General features: G+C 71.0%; 25 protein-coding genes. 15 read left to right on the top strand and 10 right to left on the bottom strand.

Annotation, left to right across the window (positions count from 1 at the left end; genetic code table 11):
- The 3 genes from O3X23_RS23145 to O3X23_RS23135 all read right to left on the bottom strand — a co-directional run.
- Window positions 1–770, bottom strand: a 770-nt coding sequence (locus tag O3X23_RS23145) for an NADH-quinone oxidoreductase subunit C (protein WP_269273400.1), incomplete at its 3' end; no start/stop codon positions are given.
- The gene (locus O3X23_RS23140; protein WP_269273399.1) at window positions 767–1,405 is read right to left on the bottom strand and encodes an NADH-quinone oxidoreductase subunit B; all 639 of its coding nucleotides are present in this window, start codon (window positions 1,403–1,405) and stop codon (window positions 767–769) included. The genes O3X23_RS23145 and O3X23_RS23140, both read right to left, overlap by 4 nt.
- Window positions 1,396–1,764 carry an NADH-quinone oxidoreductase subunit A gene (locus O3X23_RS23135; protein WP_269273398.1) on the bottom strand — a complete coding sequence of 123 codons (369 nt, stop codon included), beginning with the start codon at window positions 1,762–1,764 and terminating at the stop codon, window positions 1,396–1,398. The genes O3X23_RS23140 and O3X23_RS23135 overlap by 10 nt, the downstream gene beginning before the upstream one ends.
- 190 nt (window positions 1,765–1,954) lie before the next feature.
- Between O3X23_RS23135 and O3X23_RS23130 the strand changes: the two genes are divergently transcribed.
- The 5 genes from O3X23_RS23130 (at window position 1,955) to O3X23_RS23110 (ending at window position 8,954) form a co-directional block, all read left to right on the top strand.
- The gene (locus O3X23_RS23130) at window positions 1,955–3,190 is read left to right on the top strand and encodes a sensor histidine kinase (protein ID WP_269273397.1); all 1,236 of its coding nucleotides are present in this window, start codon (window positions 1,955–1,957) and stop codon (window positions 3,188–3,190) included.
- Between the two features lie 123 nt (window positions 3,191–3,313).
- On the top strand, window positions 3,314–4,627 hold the full coding sequence (locus O3X23_RS23125; RefSeq protein ID WP_269273396.1) for a sensor histidine kinase: 1,314 nt from the start codon (window positions 3,314–3,316) through the stop codon (window positions 4,625–4,627).
- Between the two features lie 254 nt (window positions 4,628–4,881).
- Entirely contained in the window at window positions 4,882–5,541 is a 660-nt protein-coding gene (locus O3X23_RS23120; protein WP_331283934.1) for a response regulator transcription factor, read from the top strand.
- Between the two features lie 382 nt (window positions 5,542–5,923).
- Entirely contained in the window at window positions 5,924–7,861 is a 1,938-nt protein-coding gene (locus O3X23_RS23115; protein ID WP_269273394.1) for a 2-oxoacid:acceptor oxidoreductase subunit alpha, read from the top strand.
- Window positions 7,854–8,954: a 2-oxoacid:ferredoxin oxidoreductase subunit beta gene (locus O3X23_RS23110; protein WP_269273393.1), complete on the top strand. Its 1,101-nt coding sequence runs from the start codon at window positions 7,854–7,856 to the stop codon at window positions 8,952–8,954. Before O3X23_RS23115 ends, O3X23_RS23110 begins: the two co-directional genes overlap by 8 nt.
- Before the next feature lie 121 nt (window positions 8,955–9,075).
- Here the strand turns inward: O3X23_RS23110 and O3X23_RS23105 are convergent, their stop codons facing one another.
- Window positions 9,076–9,495, bottom strand: a complete 420-nt coding sequence (locus O3X23_RS23105) for a winged helix-turn-helix transcriptional regulator (RefSeq protein ID WP_269273392.1) — start codon at window positions 9,493–9,495, stop codon at window positions 9,076–9,078.
- A 133-nt stretch (window positions 9,496–9,628) separates the two neighbouring features.
- On the opposite strand from O3X23_RS23105, the gene O3X23_RS23100 reads away from it, so the two are divergent.
- The 8 genes from O3X23_RS23100 to O3X23_RS23065 all read left to right on the top strand — a co-directional run bounded on the left by O3X23_RS23100 (window position 9,629) and on the right by O3X23_RS23065 (window position 16,435).
- Window positions 9,629–10,486 (top strand): SDR family oxidoreductase, encoded by an 858-nt coding sequence (locus O3X23_RS23100; protein ID WP_269273391.1) that lies wholly within the window; start codon window positions 9,629–9,631, stop codon window positions 10,484–10,486.
- 118 nt (window positions 10,487–10,604) lie between these two features.
- Window positions 10,605–11,552, top strand: coding sequence for an EamA family transporter RarD (rarD, locus tag O3X23_RS23095; RefSeq protein ID WP_269273390.1), 948 nt, complete (start codon window positions 10,605–10,607; stop codon window positions 11,550–11,552).
- Between the two features lie 62 nt (window positions 11,553–11,614).
- The gene (locus O3X23_RS23090; RefSeq protein ID WP_269273389.1) at window positions 11,615–12,373 is read left to right on the top strand and encodes a class I SAM-dependent methyltransferase; all 759 of its coding nucleotides are present in this window, start codon (window positions 11,615–11,617) and stop codon (window positions 12,371–12,373) included.
- Between the two features lie 161 nt (window positions 12,374–12,534).
- Entirely contained in the window at window positions 12,535–12,723 is a 189-nt protein-coding gene (locus O3X23_RS23085) for a hypothetical protein (protein WP_269273388.1), read from the top strand.
- On the top strand, window positions 12,720–13,517 hold the full coding sequence (locus tag O3X23_RS23080) for a hypothetical protein (RefSeq protein ID WP_269273387.1): 798 nt from the start codon (window positions 12,720–12,722) through the stop codon (window positions 13,515–13,517). Before O3X23_RS23085 ends, O3X23_RS23080 begins: the two co-directional genes overlap by 4 nt.
- On the top strand, window positions 13,514–14,446 hold the full coding sequence (locus O3X23_RS23075) for a DUF6895 family protein (protein WP_269273386.1): 933 nt from the start codon (window positions 13,514–13,516) through the stop codon (window positions 14,444–14,446). The genes O3X23_RS23080 and O3X23_RS23075 overlap by 4 nt, the downstream gene beginning before the upstream one ends.
- Window positions 14,443–15,519 (top strand): serine hydrolase domain-containing protein, encoded by a 1,077-nt coding sequence (locus O3X23_RS23070; protein WP_269273385.1) that lies wholly within the window; start codon window positions 14,443–14,445, stop codon window positions 15,517–15,519. The genes O3X23_RS23075 and O3X23_RS23070 overlap by 4 nt, the downstream gene beginning before the upstream one ends.
- Window positions 15,520–15,877: 358 nt before the next feature.
- Window positions 15,878–16,435 (top strand): flavodoxin family protein, encoded by a 558-nt coding sequence (locus O3X23_RS23065; protein ID WP_269273384.1) that lies wholly within the window; start codon window positions 15,878–15,880, stop codon window positions 16,433–16,435.
- Between the two features lie 125 nt (window positions 16,436–16,560).
- Here the strand turns inward: O3X23_RS23065 and O3X23_RS23060 are convergent, their stop codons facing one another.
- The 3 genes from O3X23_RS23060 to O3X23_RS23050 form a co-directional block, all read right to left on the bottom strand.
- On the bottom strand, window positions 16,561–17,460 hold the full coding sequence (locus O3X23_RS23060) for an ABC transporter permease (protein ID WP_269273383.1): 900 nt from the start codon (window positions 17,458–17,460) through the stop codon (window positions 16,561–16,563).
- Window positions 17,447–18,448 carry an ABC transporter ATP-binding protein gene (locus O3X23_RS23055; RefSeq protein WP_269273382.1) on the bottom strand — a complete coding sequence of 334 codons (1,002 nt, stop codon included), beginning with the start codon at window positions 18,446–18,448 and terminating at the stop codon, window positions 17,447–17,449. Before O3X23_RS23055 ends, O3X23_RS23060 begins: the two co-directional genes overlap by 14 nt.
- Before the next feature lie 76 nt (window positions 18,449–18,524).
- Window positions 18,525–19,820, bottom strand: a complete 1,296-nt coding sequence (locus O3X23_RS23050) for a LolA family protein (protein ID WP_269273381.1) — start codon at window positions 19,818–19,820, stop codon at window positions 18,525–18,527.
- A gap of 632 nt (window positions 19,821–20,452) precedes the next feature.
- Between O3X23_RS23050 and O3X23_RS23045 the strand changes: the two genes are divergently transcribed.
- On the top strand, window positions 20,453–20,944 hold the full coding sequence (locus O3X23_RS23045) for a sigma-70 family RNA polymerase sigma factor (RefSeq protein ID WP_443047943.1): 492 nt from the start codon (window positions 20,453–20,455) through the stop codon (window positions 20,942–20,944).
- Window positions 20,941–21,702, top strand: a complete 762-nt coding sequence (locus tag O3X23_RS23040; RefSeq protein ID WP_269273379.1) for a zf-HC2 domain-containing protein — start codon at window positions 20,941–20,943, stop codon at window positions 21,700–21,702. The genes O3X23_RS23045 and O3X23_RS23040 overlap by 4 nt, the downstream gene beginning before the upstream one ends.
- 45 nt (window positions 21,703–21,747) lie before the next feature.
- Here O3X23_RS23040 and O3X23_RS23035 read toward each other — a convergent pair whose 3' ends face one another.
- The 3 genes from O3X23_RS23035 to O3X23_RS23025 all read right to left on the bottom strand — a co-directional run bounded on the left by O3X23_RS23035 (window position 21,748) and on the right by O3X23_RS23025 (window position 26,268).
- Window positions 21,748–22,767 (bottom strand): polyprenyl synthetase family protein, encoded by a 1,020-nt coding sequence (locus tag O3X23_RS23035; RefSeq protein WP_269273378.1) that lies wholly within the window; start codon window positions 22,765–22,767, stop codon window positions 21,748–21,750.
- Between the two features lie 262 nt (window positions 22,768–23,029).
- Window positions 23,030–24,676 carry an NADH-quinone oxidoreductase subunit NuoN gene (gene nuoN / locus O3X23_RS23030; protein WP_269273377.1) on the bottom strand — a complete coding sequence of 549 codons (1,647 nt, stop codon included), beginning with the start codon at window positions 24,674–24,676 and terminating at the stop codon, window positions 23,030–23,032.
- Window positions 24,673–26,268, bottom strand: a complete 1,596-nt coding sequence (locus tag O3X23_RS23025; protein WP_269273376.1) for an NADH-quinone oxidoreductase subunit M — start codon at window positions 26,266–26,268, stop codon at window positions 24,673–24,675. Before O3X23_RS23025 ends, nuoN begins: the two co-directional genes overlap by 4 nt.
- Window position 26,269 lies beyond the last annotated feature (1 nt).

Genomic DNA, 26,269 nt, shown 5'->3' with positions numbered 1-26,269 from the left:
GGACCGCGCGCCGCGCCCGCAGCACGCGGGGTGCGGGCCGGGGCCGGGGGGAGCTGGCCCTTGAGGGGGCCCCATTCGTTCGGGTCGGGGAAGCCCGGCGGGAGCATCGTCCGGCGCTTGGGGCCGCCGTGCTCCGACTCGCCCGGCTCCTTGGCGCCGGGCCACGCCTTGGCGACGCGGGCGGCCAGGACGAAGTCCTTGCGCAGCGGATGGCCCTCGAACTCGTCGGGGAGCAGCAGCGGCACCAGGTGCGGGTGGCCGGTGAAGTCGATGCCGAACATCTCGTGGGTCTCGCGCTCGTGCCAGCCCGCGCCCGCGAAGACGTCGATGGCGGTGGGCAGCGCGGCGGCCGCGTGCGGGACGGTGGTGCGCACGAGCAGCCGCCGCACCATGCGGCCGTCGGCCGCGGGGCCGGGCAGCGACACCAGGTGCGCGCACACCCGGAAGCCCGCGGCGGCCTCGTCGACGGCGCTCAGCCAGTCGAAGTAGGTGCAGCCGAGCTTGTCCCTGGCGATCTCCAGCGCGGCGATCCACGAGCCGGCCGGGACGTCCACGGTCAGCAGACCGAACGCCTCCGCCGCCGTGGCCTCGGCCCCGAAGATCTCCGACGCGGCGCCCGGCAGCCACCCGACGGCCGGCTCGGCGGCCGCAGGAGCCGGCGCGACCGCGGACGGCTCGACAGCCCCCGGCTCAGCACCCGCCCCCGGCTCGGCGCCGGCGTCCGGCTCCGTGCCCGCGCCCGGCTCCCCATCCGGTTCCGGAGTCGTCATCGCGGGTCCTCCCCCGGCGTCGGCGGCGCCGCGATCAGCTTGCTGCTCAGGGCCGCCGTGGACGGGCGGGCCGCCGGGCCCGCGGCGTACCGGTCGGCGAGCGACTCGCGGGCGATCTTCTCCTGGAGCTTGAGGATCCCCTGGAGCAGCGCCTCGGGCCGCGGCGGGCAGCCGGGGACGTAGACGTCGACGGGGATGATCTGGTCGACGCCCTTGGTGACGGAGTACGAGTCCCAGTACGGGCCGCCGCAGTTGGAGCAGGCGCCGAAGGAGATGACGTACTTCGGCTCGGGCATCTGCTCGTAGAGCCGCCGGACGGCCGGGGCCATCTTGTCCGTGACGGTGCCGGAGACGATCATCAGGTCCGCCTGCCGGGGGCCGGGGGCGAACGGGATGACGCCGAGCCGGATGAAGTCGTGCCGGGCCATCGACGCGGCGATGAACTCGATCGCGCAGCAGGCGAGCCCGAAGTTGAAGACCCACAGGCTGTAGCGGCGGCCCCAGTTCAGGATCACCTTCATCGGTTCCGGCGCGAGCCTGGCGAGGGTGCCCAGCCGGCGCGGTTCCGGCAGGTACTGGACCTCGCTCCCATCCGGCCCGGAAGCAGTCGTACCGTGCACAGGGGTCACGTCCATTCGAGGACGCCCTTCTTCCAGGCGTAGAGCAGTCCGACGGCCAGGAAGCCGATGAAGACGAACATCTCCACCAGCGTTGCGGCGCCGAACCCGGGCGCGGCGAAAACGGTCGCCCACGGGAACAGGAAGATCGCGTCCACTGCGAAGATCACATAGAGGAACGAGTACACGTAGTAACGGATCTGGGTGTGCGCCCAGCCCTCGCCGACGGGGTCGACCCCGCATTCGTACGTGAGCATTTTTTCCTGCGTCGGCACGACCGGCCGCAATAGCCGCCCGGCACCGAAGGCCACGGCCACGAAGAGCACCCCGACCACCGCGACCAGGCCGACGACCGAGTAGCCGTGGAAGTAGTCCACGTCCGTCCGCCCCTCGTTCCCTCGTTGTCCAGCTATCCCAGTGGATCTTTAGCTGATCTGTACGGAGGGAGTCTAGGCCCTGGCTTGAGCGTGGGAAGCGGGCGTGCGCTCGTCAGGGGGGTTAACCCCACCTTGTCCCGCCCGACGAACCCCATGGCGCTCCGGCCGCCCCTACCGGCAGGCTGGGACCATGAGCCCGAGCCCTGCCCTCCCGACCTCCGACGAACCCGCCCCGCTGCCGCCACCGCGGCTCGCGTTCAGCGCTGTGACGTGGAAGGAAGTCGGGTACCTGCTGCTGAACCTGCCGATCGTGATCATCGGCTTCGTCTTCGTCGTCACGATGCTGGCGATCGGCCTCGGGCTGTCGGTCACGGTGGTGGGGCTGCCGCTGCTCGCGGGCGGCCTCATCGGCTGCCGGCTGCTCGGCAAACTCGAGCGGGCGCGCGCCCGTGAGCTGCTGGGGGTGGTGATCGACGATCCCCGGGCGATGCGGCCGAGCACCTTCGGCTTCCTGCCGTGGCTGTGGGCGACGCTGAAGGACCCGGTCGCCTGGCGGCACGCGCTGTACTTCGCCATCCGGCTGCCCTGGGGCATCCTCACCTTCACCCTCGTCCTCGTCTCACTCTTCGTCGCCTGGCCCGCGCTCGGCTACATCGCGCGCGGGCTCAGCACCGTGGACCGGCTGATGGTGCGCGGGCTGCTGCAGCCGTCGGACGAACTGGAGCGGCGGATCGCCGAGCTGGAGTCCGACCGGGGGGTGGTCGTGGACCACGCGGCGGCCGACCTGCGGCGCATCGAACGGGATCTGCACGACGGGGCGCAGGCCCGGCTCGTCGCGCTGGCGATGGACCTCGGCCTGGCCAAGGAGAAGCTGCTGGAGGACCCGGAGGCGGCGGCCAGGATGGTCGGCGAGGCGCACGGCGAGGTGAAGATCGCCTTGCAGGAGCTGCGCGACCTCGCCCGCGGCATCCACCCCGCGATCCTCACCGACCGCGGTCTGAACGCCGCGCTGTCGTCGGTCGCCGCGCGCTGCACGGTACCGGTCCAGGTCGGTGTCGACCTGACGGCCAGGCCGGCGGCGGCGATCGAGGGCATCGCGTACTTCACCGTCTCCGAGCTGCTGCAGAACATCAGCAAGCACAGCGGGGCGCGCACCGCCGGTGTCGACCTGTGGCGTTCGGAGGACCGGCTGATGATCCAGGTCAGGGACGACGGCAACGGCGGCGCCGGAACCTCGGGCGGTACGGGTCTTGCGGGGCTGACCGAGCGGCTCGGTTCCGTGGACGGCCTGCTCGTCGTGGACTCCCCCGTGGGCGGCCCGACGACCATCACCGCCGAACTCCCGTGGCGCGACCGTGAGCAGGCACCGCCGGGGGCCGGGCCGTCCCGCCCCGGGCAGTCGCGGCAGGGCAACCTCTCGCGGTAGGACCACCTCGCGGGGTGGGGATATCCCCCTCCCGAACACGCCGATCCGCACCATGGGCGGGAAAGCGCTGTTCGACCAGGCTGTATGTCATAAGGGAGCGGAAACCAGAGGACGGACGGAATCATGGCCTACGATTTTTCGCCGGCAACGCGCGAACACCGTTTCCCAGCGGTGCTGCGTGCGCCGTTCGAGGCGAGGACCTGGCGTGAGTTCGGCTACCTGTTGCTGAACCTGCCCATGGGCATCCTCGCCTTCACCTACGTCGTGACCATGCTGTCCCTGGGCGCCGGCCTCCTCATCACCTTCCTCGGCCTGCCGGTACTCGCGGCGGGCCTGGCGGGCTGCCGGGGCATCGGCGTGATCGAGCGGGCCCGGGCGCGCGGGCTGCTGCACCACGACGTGCCGGAGCCGGGCCCGGTCCGGGCCGCCAAGCGGGGCTTCATGCCGTGGCTGGGCGCGCAGCTCAAGAGCGGCGTCGCCTGGCGGCACGCCCTCTACTGCTTCCTGCACTTCCCGTGGGCGGTCTTCAGCTTCTGCGTCTCGCTGACGTTCTTCTTCTACGGCTGGGGCTTCCTGACCTACCCGCTGTGGCGCTGGATCTTCCCCGCGTACATCGGCCAGTCGGGACTGCAGCTGTACGGCGACGAGCACGGCGGCGGCTGGTACCTGCACACCGCCGGCGACATGGTGCTCGCCTCCTCCGTCGGCCTGGTCTTCGTCCTCGTCACCCCGTGGGCGATCCGCGGCATGGCGCACGTCGACCGGGTGCTGGTGTCGGGGCTGCTCGGCCCGTCGAAGCTGGCCACCCGGGTCACCGAGCTGGAGTCCGACCGCGGGGTGGTCGTGGACCACGCGGCGGCCGACCTGCGGCGCATCGAACGCGACCTGCACGACGGGGCGCAGGCCCGGCTCGTCGCCCTGGCGATGGACCTCGGCCTGGCCAAGGAGAAGCTGCTGGAGGACCCGCAGGCCGCGGCCGTCATGGTCGGCGAGGCGCACGGCGAGGTGAAGATCGCCCTGCAGGAACTGCGCGACCTCGCCCGCGGCATCCACCCCGCGATCCTCACGGACCGCGGTCTCGGCCCGGCCCTGTCGGCGGTCGCCGCGCGCTGCACGGTGCCGGTGAGCGTCACGGTGGACCTGCCGGCCCGCCCGGTGCCCGCGATCGAGGGCATCGCGTACTTCACCGTCTCCGAGCTGCTGCAGAACATCAGCAAGCACAGCGGGGCCTCGAAGGCCCAGGTCGACATCTGGCGCTCCGCGGACCGGATGATGCTGTACGTCTCCGACAACGGCGTCGGCGGTGTCGACACCGCCGCGGGTTCCGGGCTGGCGGGGCTGATGGAGCGGCTCGACGCCGTCGACGGTGTGCTGGCCGTCGACTCGCCCGCCGGCGGCCCGACCCGCATCACCGCGGAACTGCCCTGGCGGGTCTGACACCCCGGCACCGGCCCTGACAGCTGACGGGCCACCACCCCCGGGTCCCCGGCCGCCACCCCCGGTTCCCCCGCAAACCGTGTCGCCTCCGCCCATCGTCCGCTCCCCCACCCCACGCCCCTAGTCGCCGGACCGGCCCGAAAAATGGGTCCGTCCGGCGATTAGGGGCGGCAGGCCCCCCACCCCGGGTCCGGATGCTGGAATGCTGGGGTGGTCACATCGAACGTGGGGGGCTGGAAAACGTGGGAGACAGGGTGCGGGTCGTCATCGCCGAGGATTCGGTACTGCTTCGGGAGGGCCTGACCCGGTTGCTGACCGACCGGGGCCACGACGTCGTCGCGGGAGTGGGCGACGCGGTGGCGCTGATCAAGGTCATCAAGGAGATGGCGGACGAGGGCAACCTCCCCGATGTGGTGGTGGCGGACGTCAGGATGCCGCCCATCCATACGGACGAAGGCGTCCGGGCCGCCGTTCAGCTGCGCCGGGAGCATCCCGGGGTGGGCGTGCTGGTGCTGTCGCAGTACGTCGAGGAGCAGTACGCGACGGAGCTGCTGGCGGGCAGCAGCCGGGGGGTCGGCTATCTGCTCAAGGACCGGGTGGCGGAGGTCCGCGAGTTCGTGGACGCCGTGGTCCGGGTGGCCCAGGGCGGTACCGCCCTGGACCCCGAGGTCGTGGCGCAGTTGCTGGGCAGGAGCCGGAAGCAGGACGTTCTGGCGGGGCTCACTCCGCGCGAGCGCGAGGTGCTGGGCCTGATGGCCGAGGGCCGGACGAACTCCGCGGTGGCGGCTCAGCTCGTGGTGAGCGACGGCGCGGTGGAGAAGCACGTGAGCAACATCTTCCTGAAGCTGGGGCTGGCGCCGAGCGGTGGGGACCACCGTCGGGTGCTGGCCGTGCTCACCTATCTCAACTCATGATCATCTGACAGAGTGTCAGGTAATGGAGTGACAGGCGACCGAGTGACAGCACCACGCTGCACGCAGGACGCACCACCTACGCGACATGGCGCACCACGCACCGGCAGGACGCACCACACACCGATACCGAGCAGCACGCACTGGCATTGAGTCCCACTCATGCGCGCAGTCGTAGAACTGAGGTACCACGCGACAGCGTCATACGAGTGAGGGCTTCGGGGGGCGATTGAACCGTGATGAAACACGGCAAACAGGAAGCTCAGCGCGACGTTCAGGATGCGGGCAAACCCCAGGAAGGTGACCCTTACCCCCGTACGATGTACGTGGGATCAACGGTCATGACCGTGTCCGTGAGCCGCCGCCTCGAAGGAGGTCCAGTTCAGTGACCAGCCAGGTCAGCAGCCCAGCCCTAGGACAACCGCTGCTCGGTGAACAGCGCAGACCGGCTAAGGAAGTCCAGCGGCTGGACCGGGTGATCATCCGGTTCGCCGGGGACTCCGGAGACGGTATGCAGCTCACGGGCGACCGGTTCACCTCGGAAACCGCGTCGTTCGGCAACGACCTCTCCACCCTGCCGAACTTCCCCGCCGAGATCCGGGCGCCCGCGGGAACCCTTCCGGGGGTGTCCAGTTTCCAGCTCCACTTCGCCGACCACGACATCCTCACGCCCGGCGACGCGCCCAACGTGCTCGTCGCGATGAACCCGGCCGCGCTGAAGGCGAACATCGCCGATCTGCCGCGCGGCGCGGAGATCATCGTCAACACGGACGAGTTCACCAAGCGGGCGATGGCGAAGGTCGGTTACGCGGCCAGCCCGCTGGAGGACGGCTCGCTGGAGGCGTACGCCATCCACCCCGTTCCGCTGACGAGCCTGACCGTGGAGGCCCTGAAGGACTCGGGGCTGGCGCGCAAGGACGCGGAGCGCGCGAAGAACATGTTCGCGCTGGGCCTGCTGTCGTGGATGTACCACCGGCCGACCGAGGGCACCGAGAAGTTCCTGCGGAAGAAGTTCGCGAAGAAGCCCGACATCGCCGAGGCGAATGTCACGGCGTTCCGGGCGGGGTGGAACTTCGGGGAGACGACCGAGGACTTCGCGGTCTCCTACGAGATCGCCCCGGCCTCGGCTGCCTTCCGCCCCGGCACGTACCGCAACATCTCGGGGAACCTGGCGCTGTCGTACGGCCTGGTCGCCGCGAGCAAGCAGGCCGACCTGCCGCTGTACCTGGGCTCGTACCCGATCACCCCGGCCTCCGACATCCTGCACGAGCTGAGCAAGCACAAGAACTTCGGTGTGCGGACGTTCCAGGCCGAGGACGAGATCGCGGCCATCGGAGCGGCGCTCGGCGCGGCGTTCGGCGGGGCGCTGGCCGTCACCACCACCTCGGGGCCCGGCGTGGCGCTGAAGTCGGAGACCATCGGACTGGCGGTGTCGCTGGAACTGCCGCTGCTGGTGGTGGCGATCCAGCGCGGCGGCCCGTCGACCGGCCTGCCGACCAAGACCGAGCAGGCCGACCTGCTGCAGGCGATGTACGGGCGCAACGGCGAGGCGCCGGTGCCGATCGTGGCCCCGGCCACCGCGGCCGACTGCTTCGACGCCGCCATCGAGGCGGCCCGGATCGCGCTCGCCTACCGCACCCCGGTGTTCCTGCTGTCCGACGGCTACCTGGCCAACGGCAGCGAGCCGTGGCGGATCCCCGAGGTCGACGAACTGCCGGACCTGCGGGTGCAGTTCGCCACCGGCCCGAACCACACGCTGGACAACGGCGACGAGGCGTTCTGGCCCTACAAGCGCGACCCGCAGACGCTGGCCCGCCCCTGGGCGGTGCCCGGCACACCCGGCCTCGAACACCGGATCGGCGGCATCGAGAAGCAGGACGGCACGGGCAACATCTCCTACGACCCAGCCAACCACGACTTCATGGTCCGCACCCGCCAGGCGAAGATCGACGGCATCGAGGTACCGGACCTGGAGGTCGACGACCCGAGCGTCGTCGACGGAGAGCCGCACGCCCGCACCCTCGTGATCGGCTGGGGCTCCACGTACGGCCCGATCGCCGCCGCGGTACGCCGGATCCGGGCCGGCGGCGGCCAGGTCGCGCAGGCCCATCTGCGCCACCTCAACCCGTTCCCGAGGAATCTCGGAGAGGTTCTGCGGCGTTACGACAAGGTGGTGGTCCCCGAGATGAACCTCGGACAGCTCGCCCACCTGCTGCGGGCGAAGTACCTGGTGGACGCCCGCTCGTACAACCAGGTCACCGGTCTGCCGTTCAAGGCCGAACAACTCGCTCACGCCATCATGGAGGAGGGCGCAGATGTCTGAGGCAACCATCGCCGACCACCCCACGCCGGGGCTTCCGGCGCTGTCTTTGGTCCCCAAGTCCGAGACCAAGCAGTCGATGAAGGACTTCAAGACGGACCAGGAGGTGCGCTGGTGCCCGGGATGCGGTGACTACGCGGTTCTGGCCGCCGTCCAGTCCTTCATGCCCGAGCTGGGACTCGCCCGCGAGAACGTGGTGTTCGTGTCGGGCATCGGCTGCTCGTCGCGCTTCCCGTACTACATGAACACCTACGGGATGCACTCCATCCACGGCCGCGCCCCGGCCATCGCCACCGGACTCGCCTCCTCCCGGAGGGACTTGAGCGTCTGGGTGGTCACCGGCGACGGGGACGCGCTCTCCATCGGGGGCAACCACCTCATCCACGCGCTGCGCCGCAACGTCAACCTCAAGATCCTGCTGTTCAACAACCGGATCTACGGGCTGACGAAGGGCCAGTACTCGCCCACCTCCGAGGTCGGCAAGATCACCAAGTCGACCCCGATGGGCTCGCTGGACGCGCCGTTCAACCCGGTCTCGCTCGCCATCGGCGCCGAGGCGAGCTTCGTGGCGCGCACCATCGACTCCGACCGCAAGCACCTGCAGTCGGTGCTGCGCGAGGCCGCCGCCCACCCGGGCACCGCCCTGGTGGAGATCTACCAGAACTGCAACATCTTCAACGACGGCGCCTTCGACGCGCTCAAGGACCAGCAGACGGCACAGGACGCCCTGATCCGGCTGGAGCACGGGCAGGCCATCCGGTTCGGGGCTCCGGCCGAGGACGGTCTGGGCTCCAAGGGTGTCATCAGGGATGCGGCCACCGGTGAACTCAAGGTGATCGACGTGACCGTGGAAGGGACGGCAGGGGTGCTCGTCCACGACTCCCACGCCGCGTCGCCCACCACCGCATTCGCCCTGTCCCGCCTCGCCGACACGGACACCCTGCACCACACCCCCATCGGGGTGCTGCGCAGCGTCGAACGTCCGGTCTACGACGCCGACATGTCCGACCAGCTGGAACGGGCCGTCGAGGAGAAGGGCAAGGGCGACCTCGCCGCGCTGCTCGCCGGCCAGGACACCTGGACGGTCGTCGGCTGACGCCCTGACGGGTCCGCACGGATGCCCGCCCGGGGAGTTCACCACTCCTGGGGCGGGCATCGTCGTTCGTCGGGCGGGCGGGTGCGTTCGGTGAGCGGGTGCGTTCGGCGGGCGGGTGCGCTCAGTGAGCGGCGTCGTACGTCTCGCGCGCCTCGAACACGTCCGGCAGTGAGCCGCCGATCCAGCGGGCCAGCTCCCAGACGCGCCGCGCCGCGCCCTCGCCGAGCGGGGTGAGGGAGTACTCCACTCGCGGCGGGATCACGGGGTACGCCTGGCGGTGCACGAAGCCGTCACGCTCCAGTGCCTGGAGCGTCTGGGCGAGCATCTTCTCGCTCACCCCGCCGACCTGCCGGCGCAGCTCGCTGAACCGGTGCGTCCCGTCGATCAGCGCGGCCAGGACGAGGACGCCCCAGCGGCTGGTGACGTGCTCCAGGACCAGGCGCGAGGGGCACTCCGCCGAGAAGACATCGGGGATCGGCTGCTGCTTCTGCGCGGTCGCGATCAACTGCTCCAACGCGCGGGGCTCGACACTTACGCTCATGCCAGTACCTTACCTCAAAGTGGGTACTTACGAATGGTTAGTGCAGCTCTTATGGTGAGTGCAGAAGTCATCGCGGCACCGTCACCCGCCAAGTCGCCAAGTCGCCAAGCAGTCACCAACAGGAGCACCCATCATGAGCATCGTTGTCACCGGAGCCACCGGCCAGCTCGGCCGCCTCGTCATCGACGAGCTGCAGGGGCGCGTGCCCGCCGACCGCGTCGCCGCCGTGGTCCGCGACGCGGACAAGGCCGCCGACCTCGCCGACCGCGGCGTCGAGCTGCGCATAGCCGACTACAGCAGCCCGCAGACGCTCAAGGCCGCCTTCCACCCCGGCGACACCGTGCTGCTGATCTCCAGCAACGATCTGCACGGCCGGGTGGCGCAGCACACCGCGGTGATCGACGCCGCGAAGGAGGCCGGGGTGGCGCGGCTCGCCTACACCGGTGTGCTCGGCGGCCCCGAGGCGGACTTCCTGCTCGCCTCCGCCCACCGCGAGACGGAGGAGCTGATCCTCGCCTCCGGAGTGCCGTACACCTTCCTGCGCAACGGCTGGTACACCGAGAACTACACGGGACAGCTCGCCACGGTGCTGGAGCACGGCGCCGTCGTCGGCAGCGCCCGCGACGGCCGGATCGCCTCCGCCGCCCGTCAGGACTACGCGGCCGCGGCCGCGGCCGTCCTGGCCGGGGACGGCCACGAGAACACCGCCTACGAGCTGAGCGGCGACACCGCCTGGTCCCTGGCCGAGTACGCCGCCGAGGTCGCGCGGCAGACCGGCCGGGAGGTCGTCTACACCGATCTGCCCGCCGAGGACTTCCGCGCGGTGCTGACCGGCTCGGGAATGCCCGCGGAGTTCGCCGAGATCTTCGCCGACGTGGACGACGCGATCTCACGCGGCCGGCTCGCCGTCACCACCGGCGACCTGGCCCGGCTGATCGGCCGCCCGACCACACCGTTCACGGTGACGGTCGCCGAGGCCCTGAAAGTCTGACCAGAGGCCCACTCTCTGTTAAGCCCCGGATGTCATGACCGTTAAGTGATACGGCCATGACATCCGGGGCTTAACGGCGCTACCTTCGACGCATGCGCATCTGCCGGAGGAGCATCCGTTGTCGCCACCAGTGAACGAACACCGCGCGGGCCTCGTCTACGGATTCGGCGCCTATGGGCTCTGGGGCACCTTCCCGCTCTTCTGGCCGCTGCTGGAACCCGCCGGAGCGCTGGAGATCCTCGCCCACCGGATGGTCTGGTCGCTCGCCGTCGTCGCGGTGATCCTGCTGGTCATGCGCCGCTGGGCCTGGATACCCGAGCTGCTGCGGCAGCCGAAGCGGCTCGGTCTGCTGGCGGTCGCCGCCACCGTCGTCTCCGTCAACTGGGGTCTGTACATCTGGGGCGTCAACTCCGGCCACGTCGTCGAGACCTCCCTCGGCTACTTCATCAACCCGCTGGTCACCATCGCCATCGGCGTCCTGGTCCTGCGCGAGCGCCTGCGGCCGCTGCAGTGGACCGCGGTCGGCATCGGCGTCACGGCCGTACTCGTCCTGGCCATCGGCTACGGGCGGCCTCCGTGGATCGCCCTCACGCTCGCCTTCTCGTTCGCCACGTACGGCTACATCAAGAAGAAGGTCGGCATGGGCGGCCTGGAGTCACTGGCCGCCGAGACGTCCGTGCAGTTCCTGCCCGCACTCGGCTACCTGCTCTTCCTCGGCGCCCAGGGCAACGCCACCTTCACCGGCGAGGGGCCCGGCCACGCGGCCCTCCTCATGTCGTGCGGCCTCGTCACCGCCGGCCCCCTCATCGCCTTCGGCGCCGCCGCCATCCGCCTCCCGCTGAGCACCATCGGCCTCCTGCAGTACCTCGCCCCGGTCTTCCAGTTCCTCCTCGGGCTGGTCTACTTCCACGAGGCGATGCCGCCCGAGCGCTGGATCGGCTTCGGCCTCGTGTGGGCCGCCCTCGCCCTCCTCACCTGGGACGCCCTCCACACCGCCCACCGCACCCGCACCGCCACCCGCACCGCCGCGACAGCCGTGACCGCCGACTCCGCAGCCCCGGCGTAACCCGCCCCCCGCTCCCGGAAATGCGCTGGCCCGGGGTGGGGAGGCGGTGTCAGGGTTGGGGGATGCGGAGCTTTGAGGAACTGGTGGGTGAGGCGGACGCCGTGTCCGTGGACGGGTGGGACTTCTCCTGGCTCGATGGGCGGGCCAGTGAGGAACGGCCCTCCTGGAAATACGCGCGGGTCGTGGGTGAGCGGATGGCGCGGGCCTCCGCGGCGCTGGACATCCAGACCGGGGGCGGGGAGGTGCTCGCCGGGGTGCCGCGGCTTCCGGCGCTGGCGGTCGCCACGGAGTCCTGGCCGCCGAACGTCGCCAAGGCCACCGCGCTGCTCCATCCGCTCGGGGCGGTCGTCGTCGCCGACGAGGACGAGCCGCCGCTGCCGTTCGGCGACGCCGCGTTCGACCTGGTGGTGAGCCGCCACCCGGTGACCACCTGGTGGAACGAGATCGCGCGGGTGCTGCGGCCCGGCGGGACGTACTTCTCGCAGCAGGTCGGCCCCGCGAGCGTCTTCGAACTCGTCGAGTACTTCCTGGGCCCGTTGCCGGCCGAGGTGCGGCGCGGGCGTCATCCGGACGACGCCCGGACGGCGGCCGAGGCCGCCGGGCTGGAGATCCTCGATCTGCGGATGGAGACGCTGCGCACCGAGTTCCACGACATCGGCGCGGTGATCTATTTCCTCCGGAAGGTCATCTGGATGGTCCCGGGCTTCACCGTCGGGCAGTACCGGGCCGAGCTGAAAGCCCTGGACGAGCAGATCCGGGCGGACGGTTCATTTGTCGCTCATACCACTCGTTTCCTCATCCAAGCGCGCAAAACCTTCTGACGCCGACGCATCCCGATACACCTCTGACGTGCATCCCGCATCCCGCAATTGCCCCAAATGGCTCACAAGATGCAAATGGTGCCAACTGCTCATTCTCTGCGTACGGTAAGGGGGTTGAGCATCACTGGGAACAGTGGTGACGTCTATTTGAGGAGGCAACCATGCTTGCTCAGACCTTGCACTCACCCGTTATCGCGCCGGACCCGACGGCCCTCGGCTCCGCGATGGTGGAGCCCGAAACAGCCGTGAGCGATGCCCCGGTCTACTCGCCGCAGGCCATCGGCGGCGGCTTCCTCCTTCTCGGGCTGCTGCTTTCGCCGTCGCAGCCGAAGGAGCCGAAGGACAAGTGAGCTCGGATCGGTCGCGGACGGCGTACGCCGACTCGGCGGCCGACCTGGCTCGCAGTGCCCTCGACGCCCTCCACGGCGCCGGGGGCACGGCCATGGTCGCCGCGCACGTCGAAGGAGCCGATGACGGCGCGGCGGCGCTCGCCGCCGTCCGGGTCGTCGGTGCGGACACCTTCGCCCCCCACCTGCTCACCGGCGCCGCCCTGCACCCACTGGACGCGGCAGCCGTGGCACGGTCCTTCACCGTTTTCCCGCCCCCGCAGGGCGTTCCGCAGTCACCGCCCGCCGGGCCCGCCGAGCCGTGGGTGATGGCGTGGCGGGACTGGGCCACCGGATCGATGCTGGCGCGCTTCGCCGCGGACGGTGCGGCGGCCGAAGTGGTGGCGCTGTACGCGACGCAGCCGGCCGAAGCGCCGCTGCTCGCGCGGCGCGTGGGGCTCCGCCCGGCCGAGGCGCCGTCCGACGGTCCCGCACGTGATCTCGGGTGGGCCGAATGGTCGGTGCGCATGGGGCAGTTGTCCTCGCTCGCCCTTCCCGGGCTGGACGGACCGGTGCACGCGGCCGCCCGCCGGGCGCCGTTGGCGCTGGCGCGGGGTGCGACGCGGTCGCTGCTGCGCCGGGACTACCCCACGGCGGCGCGGATCGCCCGGTGGCTGGCGCTGCTCCAGCACGAGGGCGTGGCGCTGCCGCTCGACCCCGTCCCGCTGGTCACGCATCTGCGGGTGCTCGGCAACGGACCCCGGCTCGCCCTCGACACCGCGATCGCCGGCAAACTACTCGGACTGGAGCCCGCATGACGGCGTCGGTGACAGCGACCGCCCACCAGGTGAGCGTGAAGGCACTGGGCTGGCTGCACGAACACCACCGGCGCGGCGCACTGCCGGAAGGCACCGGCACCGATGTCTCCGACCCGCCCGGTGTCTACAAGGCGATCGGCGAAATGGCGCTCGCCGCTTCCCTGGTGGTGCGCGAGTCCGTGTCCGGCGCGGCCGGGCTGCGGCAGGCCCGCGACATGATGGACCACGCGTGGGGGCAGTTCGGCGAGGGCGACCTGCTCTACGCGCGCTTGCTGCGGTACCCGCTCATGACGGACTCGCTGGAGACGTACGCGCACCTCGCGCGCGGCGGCTACCGCCATGAGCCCATGCAGCAACTGCTCCGGCACGTCACCGGATTGCGGTCGGTGCGCAGCGTGGAGCACTTTCCGAACCGCGCCCTCGCCGTCGCCAACGCGGTGCGCGTCGCCGGTCTCGAAGGCAGCGGCCGGGCGGCCGACTGGGAGGAGCTGATCCGCGCGAGCTGGCTCGGGAACACTCCGGAACCCTGGCTCATCGACTGGATGACCGGCTACAGCATGACCCACACGGTCTTCCATGTGACCGACTGGGGCCGCAGACCGGAGGACCTCCCCGACGACATCGGCGACTATCTCGCCGCGTGGCTCCCGGCCTGGATCGACATCTGGGCCGAGGTCGGCGAGTGGGACCTGATGGGCGAACTGATGATCGTCGGCGGCTGCCTGAAGGAGCCGTACCTCGATCCGGGGGCGTGGGAGCTGCTGGCCGGCATCCAGCACGAGGACGGCCTGGTGCCACGCGACGCGTCCGCCGTCTCCGACGACCCCGACGACCGGTTCGCGGACCAGCAGCACACGGCGGTCGTCGCCGCGATCGCCGGAACCCTGACGGTCTCCCGCACTCTCGACGGCACCGCGGCCCGACCGTGACGGGGTGGGCGGCGGAGGCGGCCGCTCCGCTGCTCGCCGACCGGGCCGGGGCCAGTGGCACCGTCGTCGCCCTGCGGCTCGGCGACGAGCGGGCGTTCCTCACCGGGGGACGCACCGCGCACCTCGGCGGTGACCCGGTCGACGCCGACACCCGGTTCGAAATCGGTTCGCTCACCAAGGTTCTGACGGCTCTTCTGTTCGCGCAACAGGCGGCGCACGGCGAGCTCGCCCACGACGACCCCGTCTCCCGGTTCCTGCCGCCCGGTGCCGGCCCGCGCGCCCGCGGCGCGCCCATGACGCTGCTGCACCTGGCCACCCACACCTCGGGGCTGCCCCGGCTGCCGCCCGGCCTGGTGGCCTCGGGCCGCGCGCACTGGCTGACCAATCCCTACGCCGCGTTCACGCACGACGATCTGCTGCGCGCCGTGCGGCGCACCCGGCCGCGCTTCGAGCCCGGCTCCGGGTGGCGCTACTCCAACTTCGGCGTCGGCCTGCTCGGGCATCTGCTGGCACGCGCCGCCGAGGGCGCCGACGCCGACGACGTCACGCCCGGACCCCGCGAGAGCCACCGCGGTTACGAACACCTGCTCACCGCACGGGTGTTGCGGCCCCTCGGCATGCGCCGGACGGACTGCGCCGCCGACCTCCCGCAGGCCACCGGCTACTGGCACGGCCGCGCCCGTCCCGCTTGGCGGATCCCGGGGTTGCCGGCGGCGGGGGCGGCGCGCTCCAGCGGGCGGGACCTCCTCCGGCTGCTGGACGCCCTGATCGACCCCGGCACGGCGCCCGATCCGGCACTGCGCGCCGGCCTCGTCGACGTGCTCCGCCCCCGGCTCGCCGTGCCGCGCGACACCCGGCGGCTCGGGCTGATCTGGAACATCCAGCCACGCCCCGGCCACGATCTGTACCACCACTCCGGCGGCACCCGCGGTTTCCTGTCCTTCGCCGGCTTCAGCCCCCAGGCGGGCGTGGCGCTCGTCGCTCTGACCAATACCGCTCCTGCCATGAACAGCACGTTCATCCAGCGCGCGTACGACGCGCTGCGATCGCTGGCGGTCCTGCGGACCCGCTGACTCTCCTGGGCGGATTCCGGCAGCCACGGCGTGCTGAGCCAGCCGGGTGGCCATCAACCGGATACCGTCGTCAGCGACATGGTGATTGATGACAAATGTCGGGTACATCCCACTAGCATGTGAAGGGATGGATGCGCCCCCCGGGCGATTGATCACAACCTGTCCAGTCCGCCGACTCCGGCTCATCGCGAAGACCACCGCATCTCAGCGGCAGGGTCACGTTCAGCGGCCCGCAGGTGACAGCATCTGCGGGCCGCAGCCCGACACTTCGACCCCGTCCGACCCGCACGTGCACGCCGGCGGCCCGTGCCGCCCGCGTGCCCTTGACGAGAATTCCATGCGCGTGCAATAAATGCGTATGCACAGTCAACGGTCGTTCCTCTTCCTGCTCGGCAGCCCTCGCCCGGACGGCAACACCGAGCTCCTGGCGCGGCGCGCCGCGGAGCAACTGCCCGCCGGCGCCGAGCAGCGGTGGCTGCGGCTGGCCGATCTGCCGCTGCCGGACTTCGAGGATCTGCGCCACGAGGGCGACGGCGGCTATCCCGCGCCCACCGGCCACGCCGAAGTGCTGCTGGAGGCCACCCTGGGCGCGACCGACCTCGTGATCGCCTCGCCGCTCCACTGGTACAGCGTCTCCACCCCCACCAAGCACTACCTCGACCACTGGTCCGGCTGGATGCGCGCACCGGGCGTGGAGTTCAAGCCGCGGATGGCCGGACGGAAACTCTGGGGCATCACGGCCCTGGCGGGGGTCGACGCCGCCGACGCCGACGCGCTCGTGGGCACGCTCCAGAAGACGGCGAACTACCTGCGGATGGAGTGGGGCGGTGTCCTGACGGGCAACGGCTCCCGGCCGGGGGACGTTCTGCACGACACCGCGGCACTGAGCCGGGCGAAGGCGTTCTTCGCGGGGTGACGGGACGCACGCGGCGGCCCGCCGCACGCGGCGGCCCGCCGCACGCACCGACGCCCACGCGCCGAGGCCCACACCTACGCCTACCGCCTACCGCCTACCGCCTACCGCCTACCCGCCGATGATGCTCACGCGCTGACGTCCCGCGACGTGAACCGCGCCCAGGCGGCGGACCCGAACACCGCCGCGTACAGGGCCTGCAGGCCGAGGTTGTTCAGGATGTCGTCCCAGTAGACCGGCGCCCGCAGCACGTCCGCGAAGCTCAACCAGTAGTGCGGGAAGAGGTACGGCTGGACCACGTGGAGCTGGGGGATGGTGTCCACGATCTGCACGGTGATCACCAGGCCCACCGTCGCGGCCATCGCGCCGATCCCGCTGTTGGTGAGGGTCGAGATGAACAGGCCGATCGCGGCGACGCCCACCAGCGAGGCCGCGACGAGCGCCGCGATCAGCAGGGCGCGCGCCAGGCCGTCGGAGAACGAGATGGTCGTGCCCGACAGCAGCGTCACGTCCCCGAGCGGGAAGAGCGCCGCGCCGACCGCCAGTGCGGCGCCCGCCACGACCAGTGTCGCCACCGCGCAGAAGACGGCCACGGCGGTGAACTTGGCGAGCAGCAGCCGGGTGCGCCCGGCGGGGGCCACCAGCAGGTAGCGCAGCGTGCCCGAGTTCGCCTCGCCCGCGATCGAGTCACCGGCGATCACCCCGACCGCCATGGGGAGGAAGACCGGCAGCGTCGCGGCGAGCGAGGCGAAGCTCAGGAACAGCCCGTTGTTGCTGACCTGCGAGATGAACGCGGGTCCGGAACCCTCTCCCCCACGGCCGCCCCCGCCGGCCGAACCGCCGTTCCGCGTCTCGATCCTCACCGCGATGCCGACCAGGAGCGGCACGGCCGCGAGCACCCCCAGCAGCGCCAGGGTCCGCCAGCGGCGGAAGACGATCGTCAGCTCGCTGCGGAACAGCCCCAGCGACCAGAGGGCGCTGCTCCGCGGACGGACGACGGGGACCGCTCCGGCCTCAACCCGCGACATCGAAACCCTCCCCGGTCAGCGCCACGAACGCGTCCTCCAGCGAGGCCCGTTCGACCCCGAAGCCGCGGACCCGCACCCCGGCGGCCACCAGAGCCGCGTTGAGGTCCGCGAGGTCCAGCGGTTCCGCCGGTGTCACCGGCCCCGCCGATGTCGTCGTGTCGGGCGGGTCGGCCGGCAGTTCGCCGGTGACCTTGTCGTCCAGGACGGTCAGATCCGTCACGCCGTGCTCCTTGAGAATCCGTACGGCGTCGGCCGGATCGGGGGTCGTCACCGCGAGCCGGCCGCGGGTACCGGCCGCCAGTTCCGCGACGGTCCCCTGGGTGATGAGTCGGCCGCGTGCCATCACGGCGACGTGCGAGCACACCTGCTCGATCTCGTCGAGCAGGTGCGAGGAGAGGAATACGGTCGTGCCGTCGTGCGCCAACTCCCTGATCAGGGAGCGGATCTCGCGCATGCCCTGCGGGTCGAGCCCGTTCGTCGGCTCGTCCAGCACCAGCAGTTCGCGCGGTTGGAGCAGCGCGGACGCGAGGCCGAGCCGCTGCTTCATGCCGAGCGAGTACGCCCGTGCCTTCTTGCCCGCGGCCGCCGCCAGGCCGACCCGGTCGAGCGCGTTCCCGACCCGGGCGGCGCGGGTGCGCGGATCCGCCGTGGGATCGGCGGAGTCGTACCGCACGAGGTTGTCCCGGCCGGACAGGAAGCCGTAGAGCGCCGGACCCTCGATCAGCGCGCCCACCTTCGGCAGCACCGTGCGCCCCGCGCGCGGCATCGGGCGGCCCAGCACCCGGGCCGTCCCGGCCGTCGGCTCGATCAGGCCCATCAGCATCCGGATGGTGGTCGTCTTGCCCGAGCCGTTGGGCCCGAGGAAGCCGAAGACGCTGCCGGACGGCACCCGCAGATCCAGGCCGTCCACGGCGAGGGTCCCCCGGTACCGCTTCGACAGACCGCGGGTCTCGATCACGGCCTCGGCCGCGGCGGACGGCTCTTCCATCGCACTTCCTCCGCATATGAAGCAAGAGCCCGCCCGGCCGGTGACACGGCCGGGCGGACAGTGGGGTCGACCAGGCTTACTTCGCGGCCGCGTCGGCGGCCTTGAGCAGCGCGTCCTGGTTGACGGCACCGACGTACACGGTGCCGTTGTCGGTGATCAGGGCGTTGACGAGGCGGGTGGAGAAGACCGTGCCGGAACCGAACTTCCCGGTGACGTGCTTGCCGAAGCTGTCGATGAGCCCCTGCACGTTCTTGTCGTTCCGGCCGCGCCGGTCGGACGGCGATCCGGAGTCGGACCCGGGCAGGGCGCCCTTGGGCACCTTGATCTCGGCGATCGCGTTCCAGTCCGAGCCCAGGACGTTCAGGCCCTGGAGCTCTTCGAGGCCGGACGTCCCGTTCCTGCCCGCCGTGTCCTTCAGCGCGGCCTCGTCCGCCTTCTCCTCCGTCACCTTGGCGCCCTTGGGCGGGGTGAACCGGAAGGTGCTTGCGGCGGGCTTGCCGAAGTCCACCTTCGTGAAGCCGATCTCGATCGCGGCCTTGCCGCCGGTCCTGGGCGTCAGCGTGAACTTCAGCGGCACCCCGGTCGACGCGTCCACCGCGACCCGGATCGTGCCGACCGTGGAGTCACCGCCCTTGGGCTGCACGAGCAGCTGGTAGGCGTTGCGCCCGGCGACCTTCGCCGTGCCGTCGACGGAGACGGACGTGTTGGGGCCCGCCGCCTTGAGCGCCTGCTGGGCCGCGGCCTGCGGGGTGCTCGGGAAGTCCTTCGGGAGCTGCTTCGCGTGGTCCGTACCGGCCTTGCCGCCGGACTTCGGCAGCGTCGAGTGATACGCCTGGTTGGAGGCGCTGTCGTACGCCCAGACCTGGTCGCCGTTGTGGATGAGGCTGTACTCGGCGGCCTTCTCCACGATGGAGACGCGCTGCTTGTCCGGGCCGTCGGCCGCGATGTGCAGCGTGTGGCTGCCGGCGAGCAGCTGGGTGAGCTGTGCCTTGGGGTCGGCGGCGGAGCCGCTGCCCTTGCGGCCCTTGCCGCTGTCGTCCCCGCCCGCACCGCCGAAGGGGCTGTCCCCGCCGGTGGAGCCGCCGAGGAAGGACGGCAGTCCGAGGTCGGTGGAGATCTTGACCGTGCCCGAGACCGTCCGGGTGTCGGAAGCGGCTATCTTCGTCAGCAGCTGCTCTGCCGTGACCTTCGGCAGATCGGGGTTGCCGGAGTCGGCGAGCGCCGGGACGAGGCTGATGGTCGCCGCCGCCACCCCCGCCACCGCGACAGGGACCGCGTACCGCATCGCCTTGCGGCGAGCTGGGCCTCTGGTCCCTTCGGTGTCTCCGGTGTCTCCCACTGAGGGAACCTGGGTCGGTTGGATCCGTGCCATTGCGTTCCTACCTCCGTCGTCCGCGGCGGCCACGATGCCCTGCACTCGTCCACCTCTCGGGTCCATTGTCACCCGATCCGCCCCTGAGGTGGTGATACCAATCCCACCAAACCGGAACGCCCGGCACATCAGCCGCCGGGAGCAACCCTGTGTACACCCCCGGGATGACGAACCCCGAGGGCGTACACGGGTCCGGGGAAGCCCCGGAGGGGCACAAGCCCCTCGTTCCGCGGCATTCGCACCTCATTGGCCCGACTTCGGCCGGCCCTCCCCCCTCAGGGCCGCCCACCCGGGCCCCGGGGCCGCTGCCCCACGCCCCGGCGTCCCAGGGGTTCCTCCGCACCATCCGGCGGCCGCCGCTCCCAGCGGAACTGCGGCGCGAATCACGGCTCGAACACTGAGTCCGGCGTGCGCGAGTTGCGTATATCGCACAATGGCCGCACGGAGGATGCTCACTGTGCGAACATCACAAATTTCTGCCCCGGGTGAGCGGGCGGGATAGCGAACGCTACTCCGTCGCACCACAGTTGAGCTGCTGTTGCTCCGCTGTTGATCATTCCGGGGACGGTCTCGACCTGAACGATCTCGTGCGGAAGGATGCGCCCGTGGCAACGGAACCGAGCGAAGAGCTGATGCGGACGCTCTACAACGAGCACGCGAGTCCCCTGCTCGCCTACGTACTGCGACTGGTCGCCGGCGACCGGCACCGGGCCGAGGACGTCGTACAGGAGACACTGCTGCGCGCCTGGCGCAACAGCGACCAGTTGGAGCGCGCCGCCGGCTCCGTCCGCCCCTGGCTCGTGACGGTGGCGCGCCGGCTCGTCATCGACGGCCATCGCAGTCGGCAGGCCCGCCCCCGGGAGGTCGACCCGGGGCCCCTGGACCTGCTGCCCGCCCAGGACGAGCTGGACAACGTGCTCCGGCTGATGACCATCTCCGACGCGATGGCCGACCTCTCGGCCGCCCACCGGCAGGTGCTCGCCGAGACCTACCTGCGCGGCCGCTCGGTCGAGGACGCCGCCACGGTGCTCGGCATACCCGCGGGAACGGTCCGGTCGCGGATCTTCTACGCGCTGCGCTCGCTGAAGCTCGCGCTCGAGGAACGAGGAGTGACGACATCATGACGTCGCCACGGGAGCAGCACGCGGAGGTCGGGGCGTACGCCCTCGGCCTGCTCGACGACACGGACGCCACCCGGTTCGAGGCGCACCTCGCCGGCTGCGAGGCCTGCATGGTGGAACTCGACTCGCTCGCGGGGATCGAACCGCTGCTCGCCGAGTACGCGGCGGCCAACCCCGACCCCGGCGCCTTCCTGACGGCCCAGGACCCGGATGGTCCGGAGGATGCCCTGCTCGGCAGGTTGCTCGACGAGGTCGCCGCGGTCCGCGCCACGACGCGGCGGCGCCGGATGGTCCTGGTCGCGGCTGCCGCCGTCCTGATCGTCGGCGGGCCGCTCCTCGCCGTCCAGGTGGCGTCCGGCGACCGGGGCCGGACGGTCGCGGAAGAGGAGTACAGCGGCCCCGAGGCCGCCTTCCGCCTGATACCGGCCGCCGACAAGGTGACCGCCACCGACCCCGCCACCAAGGTCACCGCCACGATCGGCGTCAGGAAGAAGGCCTGGGGCAGCGACGTCGTGCTCGAACTGGGCCACTTGAAGGGGCCGCTGCGCTGCAGCCTCGTCGCCGTCGGAAGGAACGGGGACCAGCAGACCGTGACCACCTGGGCGATCGGCCCCTGGGGGTACGGCAACCCGGACAGCCCGCACGAGTCGGCGCGTGCCCCGCTCTACCTGCACGGCGGCGCGGCCCTGCAGCCGGCCGAGATCGACCACTACGAGGTGCGGACGCTGGACGGCAGCACGCTGGTGAACGTCCGGGCGTAGGCCGTCCGGACGTTGTTCCTGCGGGGACGTCCGGACAGCGCAGGGTCAGCCCGCGCGGTGCACGACCGCGTCGCACAGGCCCTCCAGGGCCTGCTTCGCGGCGCAGTCCGGAAGCGGCGCGAGGGTGGCGCGCGCTTCGTCGGCGTAGCGGACGGTGTCGCGGCGGGCCTGCTCCAGCGCCGGGTGGGCGCGCAGCAGGCGCAGCGCCTCGGCGTGCCGGTGGTCGTCGGTGAGGTCGCCCGCGAGGAGGTCGACGAGGTGGCGGTCGGCCGCGGAGGCCGAACCGTTGGCCGAGGCGACCTTGCTCCGCAGGTGGAGCACGGGGAGGGTCGGGATGCCCTCGCGCAGGTCGGTGCCGGGGGTCTTGCCCGACTCGTGGCTGTCGCTGGCGATGTCGAGGATGTCGTCGGCGAGCTGGAAAGCGGTACCGATGCGCTCGCCGTACTGGGTCAGGATGTCGATGACGGACTCGTCGGCGCCGGCCATCATGGCGCCGAAGCGGCAGGAGACCGCGACGAGCGAACCGCTCTTGCCGCTGATGACGTCGAGGTAGTGGTCCACGGGGTCACGGCCGTCGGCCGGGCCCGCGGTCTCCAGGATCTGACCGGTCACCAGCCGCTCGAACGCCTCGGACTGGACGCGGACGGCCTCGGGGCCGAGGTCGGCCAGTATGTGCGAGGCACGGGCGAACAGGAAGTCCCCGGTGAGGACCGCCACCGAGTTGTCCCAGCGGGCGTTGGCGCTGGGTACGCCGCGGCGTACGTCCGCCTCGTCCATGACGTCGTCGTGGTACAGCGTCGCGAGGTGGGTGAGCTCCACGACCACCGCGGAGGGCACGATGCCGGGCGCGTGCGGGTCGCCGAACTGGGCGCCCAGCATCACCAGCAGCGGCCGGAATCGCTTGCCGCCCGCGCGCAGCAGATGGCGCGCCGCGCCGGCGATGAAGGGGACGTCGCTCTTGGTGGCCTCCAGGAGGCCCTCCTCCACGGCAAACAGCCCGGACTGGACGTCGGCTTCGAGAGCCTCGTCCCGCACACTCAACCCGAACGGCCCGACGACGTTCACGAGGGGTACTCCATTCGCTGAGATGGCGTCCTGGGGACGGCACTGCTTACACCGGCAGCGTAGCCGGTCCCTTCTCGATCTTTGCCGGGGCATCGCCCCTATATGGCCTGGACAGGTCATCCACGCTGCACGAGCTCCGCCGAAGACGTCCGGATCCCGCTCCCCGCGGGGGGTCGCGCGGCGCTGGAGAACGTCCCGCGCCGACGCGGAACGGCCGCCGGACGCGGGTGCGTCCGACGGCCGTTTCCCGGGGTGCTGTTGCTCAGCGGACGAACACGCCCGCCTTGTCGGCGAGGTCCAGGAAGTACTGCGGCATGACGCCCAGTGCGAGCGTCACCGCCACGCCGATGCCGATGGCCGTGGAGGTCCAGGCGCTCGGGACGGCGACGGTGGGGCCGTCGGCCTTCGGTTCGCTGAAGAACATCAGCACGATGACGCGGATGTAGAAGAACGCCGCGATCGCCGAGGAGAGCACACCCACGATGACCAGCGGCATCGCGCCGCCCTGGGCGGCAGCCTTGAACACCGCGAACTTCCCGGCGAAGCCGGAGGTCAGCGGGATGCCCGCGAAGGCCAGCAGGAAGACCGCGAAGACCGCCGCGACCAGCGGCGAGCGGCGGCCGAGGCCGGCCCAGTGCGACAGGTGGGTGGCTTCGCCCCCCGCGTCGCGGACCAGGGTGACGACGGCGAAGGCGCCGAGCGTCACGAACGAGTACGCGCCGAGGTAGAAGAGCACCGACGACACACCGTCCGGCGTGGTGGCGATGACACCCGCGAGGATGAATCCGGCGTGCGCGATGGACGAGTACGCCAGCAGTCGCTTCACGTCGGTCTGGGTGACGGCGACGATCGCGCCGACCAGCATCGTCAGGATCGCGACGCCCCACATCACCGGGCGCCAGTCCCAGCGCATGCCCGGCAGTACCACGTACAGCAGTCGCAGCAGCGCGCCGAAGGCGGCGACCTTGGTGGCGGCGGCCATGAAGCCGGTCACCGGGGTCGGGGCGCCCTGGTAGACGTCCGGGGTCCACATGTGGAACGGCACGGCGCCGACCTTGAAGAGCAGCCCCATCGCGACCATCGCGGTGCCGATGAGCAGCAGCGCGTCGTTGCCGGTGGTGGCGGCGAGGGCCGGGGTCATCTTGGCGGTGCCGTCGACGACGGCGGCGATGCCGGAGTACGAGACGGTGCCCGCGTAGCCGTAGAGCAGCGCGATGCCGAACAGCAGGAAGGCCGACGAGAAGGCTCCCAGCAGGAAGTACTTCATCGCGGCTTCCTGCGACATGAAGCGCCGGCGGCGGGCCAGCGCGCAGAGCAGGTACAGCGGCAGCGAGAAGACCTCCAGCGCGACGAAGAGCGTCAGCAGGTCGGACGCGGCCGGGAAGATCAGCATGCCGCCGACCGCGAAGAGCAGCAGCGGGAAGACCTCGGTGGTGGTGAACCCGGCCTTGACGGCGGCCTTCTCGGCATCGCCGCCGGGGACCGCGGAGCCCTGGGCGGCGAAGGAGTCGACCTTGCGGCCGTGCGCCGTCGGGTCGAGCCGGCGCTCGGCGAAGGTGAAGACCGCCACCAGCCCGACCAGCAGGATCGTGCCCTGAAGGAAGAGCGCCGGGCCGTCGACGGCCACCGCCCCCATCGCGGCGACATGCGCCTTGGTGGTGCCGTAGCCCCTGGCCGCCAGTGCCACGACGGCGGCGAAGGCGGCGGCGAGGCCGATGACGCTCACCGCGATCTGTCCCAGGTAGCGGGACCTGCGGGGCAGGAACGCCTCGACGAGGATGCCGACGACCGCCGCGCCGAAGACGATCAGGACCGGCGACAGCTGGGCGTACTCGATCTTCGGGGCGGGGATCTTGTCTGCGGCGGGGGCCGCCATTGTCCACAGGCTGTGGACGGCTGTTCCGCTCACTTGGTCGCCTCCAGCGCGGGCTTGGGGTCGGTCTTGTGCACGTCGGAGAGCGTCTGGCCGACCGCCGGATTGATGATGTCCGTGAGCGGCTTCGGGTACACGCCGAGGAAGAGCAGCAGGACGATCAGCGGGGTCACCACGGCGATCTCGCGGATCCTGAGATCCTTCATCCCCTCGATGCCCGCCTTCACCGGCCCGGTCATCGTCCGCTGGTACAGGACGAGGACGTAGAGCGCGGCGAGCACGATGCCGACGGTCGCGATGATGCCGAGCGCCGGGTAGCGGCTGAAGGTGCCGACGAGCACCAGGAACTCGGAGACGAACGGGGCGAGCCCCGGCAGCGACAGCGTCGCCAGTCCGCCGATGAGGAAGGTGCCCGCGAGCACCGGCGCCACCTTCTGCACCCCGCCGTAGTCGGCGATGAGCCGCGAGCCGCGCCGGCTGATCAGGAAGCCGGCCACCAGAAGCAGCGCTGCGGTCGAGATCCCGTGGTTGACCATGTAGAGCGTGGCGCCGCTCTGCCCCTGGGTGGTCATCGCGAAGATGCCCATGATGATGAAGCCGAAGTGCGAGATGGACGCGTAGGCGATCAGCCGCTTGATGTCGCGCTGGCCGACGGCGAGCAGGGCACCGTAGATGATGCTGATCACCGCCAGCACCAGGATCACCGGCGTCGCCCACTTACTGGCCTCCGGGAAGAGCTGGAGGCAGTAGCGCAGCATCGCGAAGGTGCCGACCTTGTCGACGACCGCGGTGATCAGGACGGCGACCGGTGCGGTCGACTCCCCCATCGCGTTCGGCAGCCAGGTGTGCAGCGGCCACAGCGGCGCCTTCACCGCGAAGGCGAAGAAGAAGCCGAGGAAGAGCCACCGCTCGGTGGAGGAGGCCAGGTCGAACTTGCCGTCGGCGCGGGCCCGCAGGATCTCCTGGAGCGAGAACGTGCCGTGGCCGAGCTGGTCGGCACTGGCCGCGTACAGCCCGATGACGGCGGCCAGCATGACGAGGCCGCCGACCAGGTTGTAGAGCAGGAACTTCACGGCGGCGTACGAGCGCTGCTTGGCCGCCTCGTCGTCGCCGTGCTCGTGCGCCTGGTCCCCGAAGCCGCCGATGAGGAAGTACATCGGGATGAGCATGGCTTCGAAGAAGATGTAGAAGAGGAAGACGTCGGTCGCCTCGAACGAGACCACCACCATCGCCTCGACGGCCAGGATCAGGGCGAAGAAGCCCTGGGTGGGCCGCCAGCGGCGGTTGGGGTTCTTGTCCTCGAGGGGATCCGCGTCGTGCCAGCCCGCCGCGATGATGAACGGGATCAGCAGCGCGGTCAGCGCGACGAGCGAGACGCCGATGCCGTCCACGCCGAGTTCGTAGCGGACCCCGAAGTCCTTGATCCACGCGTGGGACTCGGTGAGCTGGTAGCGCTCACCGCCCGGTTCGAACCGGATGAGGACGATCGCGGCCAGCACGAGCGTCGCGACCGAGAAGCCCAGCGCCGACCACTTGGCGAGGTTGCGCTTCGCGGCCGGTACGGCGGCGGTGACGATCGCGCCGACCGCCGGGAGGGCGGCCGTGACGGTAAGGAGGGGAAAGGACATG

The sequence above is a fragment of the Streptomyces sp. H39-S7 genome, from assembly GCF_027158205.1.
Classification (GTDB): Bacteria; Actinomycetota; Actinomycetes; order Streptomycetales; family Streptomycetaceae; genus Actinacidiphila.
Note: the sequence above shows the minus strand (reverse complement) of the source record. Positions and strands in the feature narration are given on the sequence as shown.